The sequence below is a fragment of the Novosphingobium sp. ST904 genome (assembly GCF_001298105.1).
In the GTDB taxonomy this organism is placed as follows: Bacteria; Pseudomonadota; Alphaproteobacteria; order Sphingomonadales; family Sphingomonadaceae; genus Novosphingobium.
Map to the genome: position 1 here is coordinate 1 of NZ_LGJH01000083.1, position 13,452 is coordinate 13,452.

The following is a 13,452-nucleotide window of genomic DNA, read 5'->3' on the forward strand; positions in this document are numbered from 1 at the left end:
GCATATGGCGCTGCTCATCGAGGCCGGACAGATGACAGCATCCGACTACGTGCCAACAAACCCCGATTTACTGCTTGCATCCGAAGGGGCGTCCACAGAGGTCATTCCCGACAATCAGGAATGGCTCATTTGGCCGAACTGATTCGATTTCTATATGGCCTGAGCCGAAACAGCGGGCGCTTCCTCCCGAAATAGTTTGGCGATCAGTTGGCGGGTATGCCGCCCTCCAACGTCACTGGCGATGTCGATCATCGGTGCCGATGGGTTTTGGGAAATGCGAAGCTGTTGCAGTTCCAGCACCTCTTGGTCCTCGCGGAATGTCCGCGCCGTCTGCTCAAAGACCTCGTCAGGAATACCGTTGTCCAGGATATTCGTGGCCATGGACCAGAAATAGTGGGTCGTCGTGGCCGTTTCCGGCGTAATGCCGTGAAAACCGCGCATCGAAAACCCGCTCTCCTGATTGCCCTCGTAGGCGCCAGTCCCGGCGTCGCAGGCTCCTGTGTGAATCCTGATATTGATCGGCGCAAACTCAATTTCTTGCCAACGATCGATGCGCCCCTTGAAACCAGCAGCATCCACATAAGTCGGAGGCGGGACAGAAGCAGGCATGTGGCGAACAACGCGCACGCCATTGGCAAGTTTTTCTGACTGCGTCTTCGTCTTGAAGTGCAGTTCGGGGTCACCGCCGATGGTGTTCGCGTGAATGTATGGCAGATGCGACAGGTCCATCAGGTTGTCGATCAGCAGTTGCCAGTTACCCTTCACCGGAAAATGAGCGCTTCGCCAGGCGTAGGCCGGATTTTCATGGATTGGGTAATCAGGAACCAGCGCACTGTCGGCCCGGTCGGCAGCGCCCATCCAAATCCAGATGAGCCCCTGCTTTTCAACGATGGGATAGGCCCGAACGCGCGCTGTATCTGGAACTCGATCTTGAGCAGGAATGCGCGTGCACTTGCCGTCACCACCGAACTCCAAGCCATGATACGGGCACCGAATGCTGCCATTGTCGACCACGCCTGCCGAAAGCGGCATGGCGCGATGGGCACAACGATCCTCCAGCGCGAATGCGGTACCGTCCAGCGAACGCCACAGTACGACCGGCTCATCAAGGTAAGTACGCCCGACGCGATCTCCCGGTGCCAGATTGCTGCTCCAACCCGCAACGTACCACAAATTCTTTAGAAAAATTGCATCGGCCACGGCCAGATCCTCTCTCGTTATGAGGATACGATAACGAGGCACCTGTCGATTTGCAGGACTGTTTATTCTGATATAGCTTATTCCTAAAACGGATAACCTCAGTGAACTACAGACATTTCGACCTCAACCTCCTCATCGTTCTTGACGCGCTTCTCGAGGAGGGCGGTGTGAATGCGACAGCCCGACGCCTAGGGATGAGTCAGCCCAATGTCAGTTTCGCATTGAGTAAGCTTAGGGCTCAGTTTGAGGACGAGCTGCTCATCCGAGTCGGCAATACCATGCAGCCAACCGCTCTTGGACAATCGGTGCGTGAACCGCTGCGCAAAATGCTGGCTTCCCTTGAAGATGAGATATTCGCCCAGCGAACGTTCGATCCAACATCTTCCGATCGTCGCTTCACCATCAGCACATCGGATATCGGGGAGCTGGTTTTTCTCCCCCGCCTCATGTTCGAACTGGCAGTACGCGCGCCCGGCATCACCCTTCAATCGCGGTCGATGGCTCCGGACGAACTGCAGGCAGCTATGGCGGATGGTGCGGTGGACCTTGCTCTCGGCTATTTCCCCGATTTGGATGGCAGCAATTTTCTGACCCAAAAACTCTTCGACCATCCCTTTGCCTGCATCGCACGCGCCGATCATCCTCACGCGAACGTTGGCTGGTCACTGCAGACTTTCTTGGGCCTCGGGCACATCGTCGTCGCGCAGCGCGGTCGAAGCCAGGAACTCTTTGAAGCGAAGCTGAGGGAAATGGGCCTATCACGGCGAATCCAACTTCAATCACCACACTTCATGAGTGTGCCGCTGCTGGTAGCTGGGTCCGATCTGATCAGCACCGTCCCGGCTGCGGTCGGGGGTATCTTTGCGACGATGGCCCACCTCAAGGTCATCGCCCCGCCTCTGCCGTCGCCGATGATCAGCCTTCAACAATTCTGGCACCGCCGGGCCCAGGACGATCCCGCCGTTTTGTGGCTACGCCGGCTTATCGCTGAACTCTTTCTCGGCCGCGACCCATCCCCGACGAGTGCCTAGGTCACAAACCTGTGTGAACCGGCCGTGATATCGACTGGACCGTTCGGCAAGGCCACGGTCGCTCGTGAGTTGCTGGGGACGACAATTTCGAGAACGCGGCCTTGGCGTGTTCGTCTCCAACGTGTCTCGACCCGCCCGCGCACGGTTTCCAGAGTGGCGCCTGCCGATGGGATGCGATCATCCATCACGGGCGAAACCGCAAACCGTGCGAAGCCAGGCTCGATTGGGGCGATTCCGGCGACCCGGCGGTAGAGGAAGCCGCAGACAGCACCGAGCGCATAGTGGTTGAACGAATTCATCGCGATGTCACCGGTATCGCCGTTCCAACGTTCCCAGATGGTCGTCGCGCCGTGGTCGGCCATGTAGCCCCAGGAGGGATAGTCGCGGCGCAGCAGAAGATCCCAAATCAGCTTTTCCTCGCCAATGCTTGCCAAAGCATCGAGCGCCAGCGGCGTTCCCAGAAAGCCGGTGGAAAGGAGCGTACCCCTACGGCGGATATCGGCCGCAAGCATCGCGCCGGCTGAGGCGCGTTGCTTATCGGTCAGCAGATCAAGGCTGAGCGCCAGGACAAAGCTGCAATGACTGCCGTTCCCGACAGTCCCATCTTCCGCAACGAATGCCTGCCGGAATGCACGCTTGGTCTGTTCGAGCCGCGCCTGCCAGCGCCCGGCCTCATCGGTGCGCCCTGTCCATTTCGCCATTTGAGCGACCTGTCCGATCGACCTGGCGAGCATCGCAGTGGCAATCAAAGCCTTCGGCGTTGTTTCATCCATCGGACTCTTAGCATCAAGCGCCAGCCAATCGCCGAGATCCGCACCTCGATCCTTTGCCCAAAGGCCATCCGGGTTCGTAGCCAGAATTCCGTCGAGGTAGGACGTCATAGCTTGCCAGTTCTCATCGACGATCGTGGCATCGCCGCTGTGCAGGTAGCTGATGTAAGGCAGCATTACGCCGGCATCTGCCCATCCCGGTGTCGCTGATGGCGTGCCCCAGCCCAAACCGGCCGGATTTGGAGCCCACAACGGAAATGCGCCGCTCTTGCCTTGAGCATCGCGCATGGCGCGGCAAAAAGAGCGGGTGAAGCCGCTGGTATTCATGTTGAAACTGGCGGTATCCCAGAATACCTGCGCATCGCCCGTCCACCCCAGGCGTTCGTCACGTTGAGGACAGTCGGTCGCAATCCCCATGAAGTTCGAGCGTTGGCTCCAAAGGGCATTGAGCCACAATTTTTGCACGCGCGGCTCTTCAACCCGGAGGGTGCCGATTTCACCAATATCACTGGAAAGGACAAGGCCTGTAACCATCGTCTTGTCGATGATATCCAGACCTTCGGTCCGAGCGTACCGGAAGCCCTGGTAAGTCAGAACGGGAGCAAGCACTTCATTGCCCCCCCTGAGAATGTAGCGGTCCTGCGCGCGTGCAGCGCGCAAGTTGCGGCGATCAAGATCTCCGTCGCCGCCAAGCACCTCTGCGTGACTGACCGTGATCACGTCACCAGCCTTGCCGTCGACTCGTAGCTGCACTCGCCCCGCGAAATTCTGCCCAAAATCGACGACGAAACGCTTTTCGCCGAGTTTCACAATCGATTGTGGCACAAGCTCTCTGATCACTCGGACGGGTTCGGAAATGGCCGCCGACAAGGGAAGCTGGGGATCCGGCGCTTCCCATACGCTTTCCCAGCCAGTGTCGTCATATCCTGGCGCATTCCAGCCATCAGGCAAGAGACGAAGGTCTTGATCTTCGCCCGCGTAGTTCTCCGACATCGTGAGATGCGAAGTCTTGTGTCGCCAATCGCCGTCGCTGACAACGCGCTGGATTGCCCCGTCATCACCGAAGATCTCCAAAACTGCCTGGAACCGTCGGGGCGCTCCCAAGTAGGGATACCGCCCCTCCGGAGCTTGATAGCTGGCGAAGTTGCCATCCCCCACCAACGCGGCGACCACATTTTCTCCCTTACGCAGGAGGTGGGTTACATCATAGGTTCTGACAGGAACCCGCTTGCTGTAGTCGACCGGTTCAGCTTGCAATTCATCATCACCGACACGGGCGGCGTTGATCCAGAAGCGGTAACCGGCAAGCGCGGCAACGTGCAGCCGTGCTCGCGCGATTGTAGCCTTGCTTGAGAAGTTGCGGCGCAGCATCCGAGCAGGCGTCGGCGGCCACGGGAAGTTCGGCTGATTTTCCGCCTTGTCGGCCATGCTCCAGACCGTTTCCGTTGGCATTTGAGTTTGCCAACCACTGGCGATTCTTGCCTGATCTCCGTTCTGGGTCGTCACCCGAACAAGCGATGCGAGCATCACCGTTGGCTTCACGAAAAAGCCATGAACAGGTGCGACCAATGCGCTGAGCAGATGGTCTCCTTCGCCCAGTTCCAACTCGAATTTGGCTGCAGGGGCGCCGCCGAAAGCATTGGGATCGCGCGCCGGCAGGGTGAGTGGTCTGCCGTCGATTGCTAGCCTGGAAAGCGCGCCGTCGGCGACGATAGTAACTACTGCCGGCCCCTTGCCACTGGTAAAGGGAAGACGGAAGGCTCGAGGCTTGTCAGTTCCTGGCGATGACCCAAGCACCCATTCGGGGGCCGCCAAACGGTCGATACGCTCATCCATGGCCTCGGCAGCCAGCCATTTTCCGGTCCAGTCTGAAGCAACAATGTAGCCCATTTCCCACGTTGCAGACGTGCTCCAAGCGCGCTGTTCCGCTGAGTTCCAGCAGCAAACCTTCCAATGGCATTGGCGGGTGCTTGCGAGTTCAGCACCGTCATATCGAATTCCGGTCGAAGCGCTGCCTTCTACGCGGCCACTGTCCCAAAGGTCCCCGCGACCGCTGGCAAGAATTGCAGGCGATGAAGCGACCAACACGCGCCAAGCCTTCTGCTCAGTTCCGGCGGGACCCTCCATTCGCCACGACAAGGCAGGGCGATGTTCGCCGATGCCAATCGGGTTCAACCGTCCGGCGGTTTTCAGGTCGACAATTTTCATGGCCTGCGCCGCTAAAGCAGAACCCGGGCGTGATCCGGCCGCCGTCGTTGCAGCGAGTGCCCCGGTTACGAGAAGCGAGCGGCGATCGATGTTCGGCATTGGTCTCCTCTCCAACCGGGGCCTTGGGCGGTGTGCCGCACTTCTGGCCCCCGTTCAGTTGCGGGCGCGATCAGATTTTGTTGGTTCTGGCGTAGCGGCCGAGATACGGCCCGCTAGGCTTGATCGTGCGCGCGAAGGTCTTTCGATCAACGGCAACCAGGCCGAACTGCGCGGTATATGCCCGATTCCATTCAAAGTTATCGAGCAAGGACCAGTGAATGTAGCCGCGAACGTCGGTACCGGCATCCATTGCCCGGCCAAGCCCAGCCAAGGCGCGATCAATATAGGCGATTCGGCGGTCATCGGTGTTGGTCGCAACGCCGTTCTCAGTGACAATGATGGGGCGGCCGGTTGCTTCGGCGACCCATTTCACGGTGACTTCGAGCGCTTCGGGATAAAACTCCATACCGGTCTGCGTGACTTCTGCGCCGGCAGGTGGCGGAATATCCGCATCGGGTCCGACAACAGCGCGTCCATACGTCTGAACCCCCACGAAATCGTCCTGGGCCACTGCGTCAAACCAAGGCTGGTACACTTCGGCAGTCTTGCGCTGAAGTGCACTTTCACCCGGCAATGCCTGTTCGTCGGCCACTGCAAGGCTGAGACCGATTTTCACGCTCGGGTGCACCGACTTGATGGCCTCGCGACCGCGATGGTGGGCTGCGATGGTGTTCGCGAGGGTTTTGGCAGGGTCAGAGGTCAACGTGGAAGCGAAGCGATCGGAACCGATCATCTTGGCCGCCTGCTGATTGCCCATCGCAAAATACTTCATCGCCTGGCGAAACTCCGGTTGCCAGGAGAGTTGGGCCGCCAGGTTCGGTTCGTTGAACGTCAGGGCATGACCATAGCCGGTGCCCAGCGCCCGGGCTGCTGTCTCGCAGAAGCGGCCAAACAGCTCAGCGCTTTCGGGATTCTCCCAACCACCGTTGCCTGCAAACCAGCGAGGTACGGTGAAATGCGAGAATGTGATGATGGGTTTCAGCCCCAGCTCCAGGCAGGTATCCACCATCGCTCGATAATGTGCGAGGCTAGCCAGCGACCATTCGCCCCTGGCAGGCTCGATGCGCGACCACTCAATCCCGAAGCGATAGGTGTTCAGGCCCATTCGCTTGACGAGCGCGATATCTTCCCGCCAGCGGTTCCAGCTGTCACAGGCATCGCCGGACGGTTCGGGGAACGAGCTGGGCGACAGATGTTCCGACACCCAGCTGTCGCTGTTGATGTTTCCGCCCTCGACCTGATGGCCTGCTGTGGCTGCGCCCCACAGAAAATCACGAGGTAGTCTGCGCTGCACTCGCGGAGATGCGCCGAGAAGGGGCGATGCCCCCGCGAGTACCAGACCGGTGCCCGCCGTTTTGAGGATGTTGCGGCGGGTCATGCGATCAATCACGCGCTTTCCTTCTTCAGAACTTGAACTGGAGGCTGGCGCCGATGGTGCGAACCGAGTCGAAGCCGAACTGCTGCTGGTAGGTAGCGACGCCGGCGATCGCATCGCCCGAGTCCAGGCCGATGAAATTCGGATTGTATGCGCTTGTGCAGTTCTTGCAGAAGATCGAGATCCGCATGCCGTTGTCGAGGTTTAGACCGGCGCTTGCCCCGATCATGTCGAGCGTCGGGACCTTTGCCCCCGGAGCGCGGTTGATCAGGTAATTGATTGACGAGCGATGATACCAGTTCGCCTCGATAAAGGGATGCACGGAGCCCGAAGTCTGGAACTCGTACATCGCTTCGAGGGACGATGTGAACTTTGCCGAGGTCGGTGTCCGGCGGCCCTTGGCGTTGAAAGAAGAACAGCCCTGTCCAGGATAGCATTCGGCGCCCGGAAAGTTGCCGAACTTCGAATCCAGCAGCGTTCCCGAGGCGTTGATCGACAGACCATCCACCGGCGTAGCGTTGATGGTGGCCTCGATGCCCTTGGTCGTGACCGATGCGGCGTTTTGAACCACGAAGGCCTGCAGATTGGTATCGAGCGACTGGACTTGATAGTTGTCGAACTTGGTGTGGAAAGCCGAGATGTTGAACACAAGGTGGCGATCGAACCAGCTCGTCTTGAAACCGATTTCGCCGGTGTAGGACTTTTCGGGCCGCACAACGAGGTTTGCGTCCGCCGTTGCAGCGGTGTCGTTAAATCCCGGCCCCTTATAGCCGCTGCCATATGACCCGTAGAACATCACGTCCGGCGTGAAGTTGTACTGGCCGCCGACCTTCCAGCTGAAATCCGTGTGACCATAGTCCTGATTGAAGCTGCCAGGAACCGCCAGCGGAACAAAGTAGGCGTCCTGGACCTGATCGAGGTCGATCGAGATTTCATCACGAGTCACGCGGCCGCCGGCAAAGACCTTGAGGCCGTCGGTGATGTCATAGGTCAGCTGTCCGAAGGCGGCGTAGCTGTCCGTCTTCATGCTGTAGATGTAGTCGCGGCCAAGGAAATAGCTGTTCGAGTATGGGCAACCGGTGGCCGCCGATCCACCTACGCAGAACGGGAAGACCGGCAACAGGAAGCTGGGCATATAGTTGTTGCCCGCGATCTGGCCCTTCTGATCGATTGTCGAATGGAAGTAGTAGAGACCGGCCTGGCCCGAGAGCCGGTTGCCGGCCGGCAATGCCACGCGCAACTCGTTGGAGAACTGGTCATAGTTCGCATTCGACCAGTTACGGCTAGCACCGTCGAGGTTGGTGAAGTCGGTATCGAGCTGGCTGTCGAAATTGTAGAATTTCCACGCGGCGATGTTGCTGACGACTATTCCGTTGGGAGCGGTCCAGGTTAGCGTTCCCTGTGCCCCGCCCAGCTTGAGGTCGCGCCAGTAGCCACCATCGCCGCCGAATGCGAAGTTGTTGTCTGCAGGAGTGATGCCGGTGATAGCCAGAGCGTCAGTGTTGACGCTGCCCGCACCGACAGAACGATAGGTGCGGTCATAGATGCCCGCGACGCCGTGGGATTCAGCGTAGTCGCCGATCACATAAAGCTCGAGCGATGGCGAGATTTCCTGGAGATACTTGGCGCGAACGCCGTACTGCTCACGATTCAGGTCGTTACGTACGTTCCTCAGCCCCACGAACGTCGTGCCGGGTTCCTCCCACGAATAGCTGCCATTGATCCGCAGAGCTGCGCTGTCGCCGACGGGTACGTTGATCGTCTGGCGACCGATCATTGACCAGGCAGAGCCGGTTTCGTCGGGGGTTTCACGGCTGTCCAGCTCGAGATTGGTAATGCTTTCGAACTTGTTGAGCCTGGGCTTCGTGGAGACCACATTCAGCAGACCTGCCGAGGCGTTCTTTCCGAAGAGCAGACCTTGCGGACCGTTGAGCACTTCGACACGTTCGACGTCATTGAACATGCCTTGCGCCAGAAATGGGCGGCCAAGGTTCACGTCGTCGAAGGCGGTCGCAACGGAAGAATCGATCGTGGTGGCAAAGGCCTGGGTGCCGACGCCACGGACGGCGAAGGTATTGTCACTGCCAACCTGCAGGCTTGGCGCAGCAATCGCGATCTGGCTCAGATCATTGATCTGGCGCGCCTCGAGAGCGGCCGAACCCAGCGCGGTGACACTGAGTGGCACGTCTTGCAGGCGCTCGGTACGGCGCTGTGCGCTAACGATGATTTCTGCGGCCCCGCCATCGTCCTGAACGGACGCTGTGTCCTGCGCGAAGGCCGGACCTGCTGTGGCGCAGAGGCTGACGCCGATTAGGAATGCTGTCTTTCGCATCGAAATACCCTCCCATGTAATTGCGCCAATTGCCGACGCTTGACCGGGCTGATACGGATTTAAGATACAAACGGTCAAGCATGAATGTTTTTTGTGGCTGGTGATCGCTCCAGTCGTTGGTTAGCGCTTGCCCAGGGAGATCGACTTGTGACTTGGCTTGCTTCGAACACCGATAGGATCGGTCAGTTCTGGACATGTGGATGACGATGACGGTTAAAAACAAGGTTCGGCGCACGCAGGAAGAGCGGACGGCTCAGACCCGGCTTGCGCTGCTTGAAGCGGCAATCGAAGTCATTCACGACGTCGGATATGCGGCAGCCAACACGTCAATGATCTCCGAGCGGGCTGGCGTTTCCCGAGGGGCTATGCTCCACCACTTTGGGACGCGAGCGGCGCTAATGGCTGATGTAGTCCGCCATGTATTCGACAGCGAAATGGTCGAATACGAGAGGATCAGGCAATCGACCGGCCTTGGAAATCGCTTGGGAGACTGGCCGAAGGTGCTCTGGCAGGTCCTGGGCCGCCCCTCCGGCCTAGCCGTTCTGGAGATCCTTCAAGCAGCGCGCAGCGATGCACACCTGGAAACGCTTGTGGTTCCTATGCAGGAAGAAGTGGAAGCGCGAGCTCTCCAAGTCATGCAAGGCGCTTTTGGCGGAGACATGACGCTTGCCCGGACAGTTATGCGCCTGATGGTATGGTCGGTGCGGGGACTGACTATCGCCGAAAGGCACTTGCCCGTTTGCGAAGAGAATGTCGCTGCAGTCGAAATGCTATCCCGCCTACTCGAACTGGCAGCGCCAGACGGCAGCATGGAGAACCTGCCGGCGGTTCTTGCACGAAGTTAGGTCGTCAACTAGCCTTCCTGCATTCCATTTTCCGCCATCTCGGCGAACAGGCGGTTCTTGAGCCAGAGCATCCCCGCATCGGTCAAGCGCGCTGCGTGATACTGAATCATCTGACGCATCAGCGGAACTTCACTCGGAGCCGGGCGGATTTCCAGCGGCAACAATGGTGCGAAGACGCGAGCTAACCGCTCGTGCATCAGCGCCAGGAGATTCGTTCCGGGAAGCAGTCAGGGCACGATGGAGATCGACGGAGCGGTCACCTCGATCCGCCGCTGGTCATCCACGGTCATGAAGTGCTTGTCCGCGAACGTCGCGACGCCGGTGATTCTTAGCGCCACATGACCGCAGGAGTGGAATGCCTCCCGCGTCATTTCGCCGGCGAAAACCCTGTTTTCCCGCCATCCCACGACTACGTGGCGTTCTTCGAACAGAAGCTCGCTGGGATGCTCAGGGCTAAGGAACTGTTCGGGCGTGATCTGAAAATCCAGTTTGCCGTCTTCGAGGACTGCGCTTATTTCACGCGTGGGCAGTTGGATGTTGAACCCCACACCCGGCGCTTCGCGCTTTAGTTTTGGTAGCAGCGGTCCAAGCAAGACGGTCGAAAATCAGTCCGATGCACCGATCTCGAAGCGTCTGTCCGACGTGCCCGGATCAAATGCCGTTGCGCCCGAGATCAGCACACGCAGATTGCGGACCGTTTCGGAAACCATTGGGACCAATGCGAGAGCGTGCGGCGTTGCGATCATGCGCCGACCGTGTGCGACCAGCAATTCATCGTTCATGGCCTGCCGCAACCGGGCAAGTGCGGCGCCATTGATGACTGCGTGAGATTGGCCCGCTGGGCGGTTCTCGTGACATTGCGCTCCTCCAAAAGGAGCTCAAAAGCGATCAGGAGATTGAGATCAAATTTGTCGAGGCGCATCGCGCGCGCCCCTCTCCGCAGCTTCTGCATTTTATGGACGGAGCACAACTACCATTTTTGTTTGTGGAAACTGACAAAAACAAAAAATTTGATCTGTTATTTATCGAACTGCATCCCTCTCCCCACAAGAGGCCGCACCAAGCGGCAAAGGGGAGAGAAAGACATGCGTCAGGCACTTCTGCTGGGCACAGCACTTGGATTCGCGCTCGTATCGAGCCAGGCATTTGCGCAAGAGAGCACTCCAGCGAATTCGGCCCAGACCACGGCAAATGACAGCGAAGCGCCGGCGGGTCTCAACGAAATCGTGGTCACAGCGCAGCGCAAAGCGGAGAGCGCTCAGCGCGCCGGCATCGCTATTGACGTAGTCGGCGGGGGAGACCTGATCAAAAGCGGTCTGACGCAAGCAGCGGGCCTCGGGCAGCTGGTGCCTGCGCTCAATGTCCAGCAAAACGGCGGTGCGAACGCGGTATTCTTCTTGCGCGGCGTCGGCAATTTCACCGTCAACGGCTACTCCGATCCAGCGATCGCCTTCAACTATGACGGGGTCTATATCGGCCGCCCGACTTCGGCGACCGGCGTTTTCTACGACCTCGAGCGAGTGGAAGTTCTGAAGGGCCCACAGGGCACACTCTACGGGCGAAACGCTACAGGCGGCGCCGTCAACGTGATTCCCGCAAAGCCCAAGCCAGGTGAATTCTCGGGATTCGGTGACATTTCCTACGGGAACTATGACGCCCTCACACTGCAGGGTGCCATCAACGTACCGGTCGGCGAAGACGGCGCCATGCGGATTTCGGGCAGCCTGACCCGACACGACGGCTACCTTTTAGACGGCATGTCGGACGACAAGACCGGTGCGCTACGCGTGCAATATCTGGCTGAACTGACGCCAGATCTCACCGTTCGCGTGGCGGGCGACTATTCGCATACGGGCGGCAAGGGCGTCGGCGCTGCCTACCAGGGCCAATATGCCTACAACTTTGGTTCGACGGGATATACGTTCGTTCCGTCAGGGCTGAGCAAGTCGACCGGGCTGCTCGATCCCGTTTCGCAAGCCTATCGCCAGACCCTGTTTCTTGGCCTTTCCGGCCGGACCGCTGATCCGCTCGATACAAACCTCTATCAGGACAACAGCTATTATGGCGTCAATGCCGAGGTCACGTGGCGTACGGGCGCGGGCACGCTGACGGTTGTTCCGGCCTGGCGCTATTCGGATCTCGACAACAGCTTCGGAAACCCCGGCTTCATCGGCTACATCCAGGAGAAGGATGAGCAGTTCAGCCTGGAAACGCGATTTGCAGCCAACCGCGTAGGCATCTTCGACGCCATTTTGGGCGCATACTATTTCGACGAAAGCGTCGACGGAAACTACACTTTCGCCCAGCAGGCGCTCAACGCCTACCAGGAATTCAAGTCCGATACCCGCTCCTACGCTGTTTTCGGACGACTGACTGCCAATCTCAACGATCGCCTGCGCCTGATAGGTGGCCTTCGCTGGACTCGCGATGAGAAAGACTTCGACGGCACTGCCGACGTGTTCCTGGTAAAGTGCACCCGTACGGTGAACTTCGTACCGAGCTGCCCAACGGCCACGCTGCTGCCGGTGACCGACAGCTTGACCCAGCTTCCGGCGCCGTTCATCGTACCGCCACCTGGCGGAGTCACGCCCATCGGCTCCTCGGGGGCGCTCCTCATCCGCGCGCAAACGGTCGTCGATCAACCGCTCAAAACTTCGAAATTGACGTGGCGTGCAGGCGCAGAGTTCGACGTGGCACCCAACTCGCTGCTCTACGCGAGCGTCGAAACGGGCTATCGCTCGGGCGGCTTCTCGATGTCGGTCGGATACGAAACGTTCCAGCCGGAATATATCACTGCCTACACCCTAGGCATGAAGAACCGCTTCTTTAACAACCGCCTCCAGTTCAACGTGGAAGCCTTCTACTGGAAATATCGCGACCAGCAGGTGAACCACACCGGCATCGATCTTGCCGCAACCAGGGGCAGTTCACCGAAAATGCCGGTCAATCCACGATCAAGGGCGCGGAGATCGAGACCCAGTTCCTGGCGACCAGAAACACGCTGCTGTCCGCCCAGGTTCAATACCTCGATGCGCAGTACAAGGACTTCGTCTACCGCGAACCGATCGGCGCGACGCCGCCGCTGACATCGTGTCCATACGCCGCGAGCACGACTTCGCAGGGTCAGTACGAGATCGACTGCTCCGGCCGCCAAGCCTATCAGTCTCCCAAGTGGACGATCAATCTGGGCGCCCAGCAGACGGTCGACATCGGCGACTACAAGATCGTGCTGTCAGCCGACACCCAGTACAAGACGAGCCGATACGTCGCCTTCCAGTACATGCCGGAGCAGCGGGTTGGGGACACTTGGACCAGCAACGCCAACATCACGTTCTCGCCGCAGAATGATCGTTGGTCGATCGGCGCATTCGTTCGCAACATCGAAGACAATCGCGTCATCACGGCCGGCCTGACTTACAACGCGGCTTCTGCGTCCACCATCATCACGTCGCCGCCGCGCACTTATGGAATCCGTGCGGGGATGAAGTTCTGATGCGCCTCGGCCTCATTGCCTTTGCGGTTGCCTGCACAACAGGGATGTCCCCCGCCTTGGCGCTTGCCAACGCGGGGGGCAGAGCCAGCGGCGTCGGGG

General features: G+C 59.2%; 10 protein-coding genes. 4 read left to right on the top strand and 6 right to left on the bottom strand.

Going from position 1 to position 13,452, the window contains the following annotated elements; genetic code table 11:
• Nucleotides 1–150: 150 nt before the first annotated feature.
• On the bottom strand, nucleotides 151–1,200 hold the full coding sequence (locus ADT71_RS01510) for an aromatic ring-hydroxylating dioxygenase subunit alpha (protein WP_231635477.1): 1,050 nt from the start codon (nucleotides 1,198–1,200) through the stop codon (nucleotides 151–153).
• 101 nt (nucleotides 1,201–1,301) lie between these two features.
• On the opposite strand from ADT71_RS01510, the gene ADT71_RS01515 reads away from it, so the two are divergent.
• A complete protein-coding gene (locus tag ADT71_RS01515) occupies nucleotides 1,302–2,231 on the top strand; it encodes a LysR family transcriptional regulator (protein WP_054434460.1) in 930 nt (309 codons plus the stop codon).
• Here ADT71_RS01515 and ADT71_RS01520 read toward each other — a convergent pair.
• From ADT71_RS01520 to ADT71_RS01530, 3 genes are all read right to left on the bottom strand, one after another.
• Nucleotides 2,228–5,308, bottom strand: a complete 3,081-nt coding sequence (locus tag ADT71_RS01520; protein ID WP_054434462.1) for an alpha-L-rhamnosidase — start codon at nucleotides 5,306–5,308, stop codon at nucleotides 2,228–2,230. The two genes, ADT71_RS01515 and ADT71_RS01520, sit on opposite strands and share 4 nt — an antisense overlap.
• 70 nt (nucleotides 5,309–5,378) lie before the next feature.
• A complete protein-coding gene (locus ADT71_RS01525) occupies nucleotides 5,379–6,698 on the bottom strand; it encodes a glycoside hydrolase family 1 protein (RefSeq protein ID WP_231635478.1) in 1,320 nt (439 codons plus the stop codon).
• A gap of 13 nt (nucleotides 6,699–6,711) precedes the next feature.
• Complete coding sequence (locus tag ADT71_RS01530; protein WP_231635479.1) at nucleotides 6,712–9,093, bottom strand: TonB-dependent receptor; 2,382 nt, start codon at nucleotides 9,091–9,093, stop codon at nucleotides 6,712–6,714.
• 122 nt (nucleotides 9,094–9,215) lie between these two features.
• Here ADT71_RS01530 and ADT71_RS01535 point away from each other — a divergent pair, with 122 nt between their 5' ends.
• Nucleotides 9,216–9,860, top strand: a complete 645-nt coding sequence (locus ADT71_RS01535; protein WP_231635480.1) for a TetR/AcrR family transcriptional regulator — start codon at nucleotides 9,216–9,218, stop codon at nucleotides 9,858–9,860.
• Nucleotides 9,861–10,087: 227 nt separating this feature from the next.
• Here the strand turns inward: ADT71_RS01535 and ADT71_RS32575 are convergent, their stop codons facing one another.
• Together ADT71_RS32575 and ADT71_RS32580 are read right to left on the bottom strand one after the other, a co-directional pair.
• Nucleotides 10,088–10,408: a hypothetical protein gene (locus tag ADT71_RS32575; RefSeq protein ID WP_231635481.1), complete on the bottom strand. Its 321-nt coding sequence runs from the start codon at nucleotides 10,406–10,408 to the stop codon at nucleotides 10,088–10,090.
• A 57-nt stretch (nucleotides 10,409–10,465) separates the two neighbouring features.
• Complete coding sequence (locus ADT71_RS32580) at nucleotides 10,466–10,642, bottom strand: hypothetical protein (RefSeq protein WP_231635482.1); 177 nt, start codon at nucleotides 10,640–10,642, stop codon at nucleotides 10,466–10,468.
• A 126-nt stretch (nucleotides 10,643–10,768) separates the two neighbouring features.
• Between ADT71_RS32580 and ADT71_RS01545 the strand changes: the two genes are divergently transcribed.
• Together ADT71_RS01545 and ADT71_RS35330 are read left to right on the top strand one after the other, a co-directional pair.
• Nucleotides 10,769–12,946, top strand: a complete 2,178-nt coding sequence (locus ADT71_RS01545) for a TonB-dependent receptor (RefSeq protein WP_231635483.1) — start codon at nucleotides 10,769–10,771, stop codon at nucleotides 12,944–12,946.
• Nucleotides 12,844–13,353 (top strand): TonB-dependent receptor, encoded by a 510-nt coding sequence (locus ADT71_RS35330; RefSeq protein ID WP_369818141.1) that lies wholly within the window; start codon nucleotides 12,844–12,846, stop codon nucleotides 13,351–13,353. The genes ADT71_RS01545 and ADT71_RS35330 overlap by 103 nt, the downstream gene beginning before the upstream one ends.
• The last annotated feature ends 99 nt before the right edge of the window (nucleotides 13,354–13,452 follow it).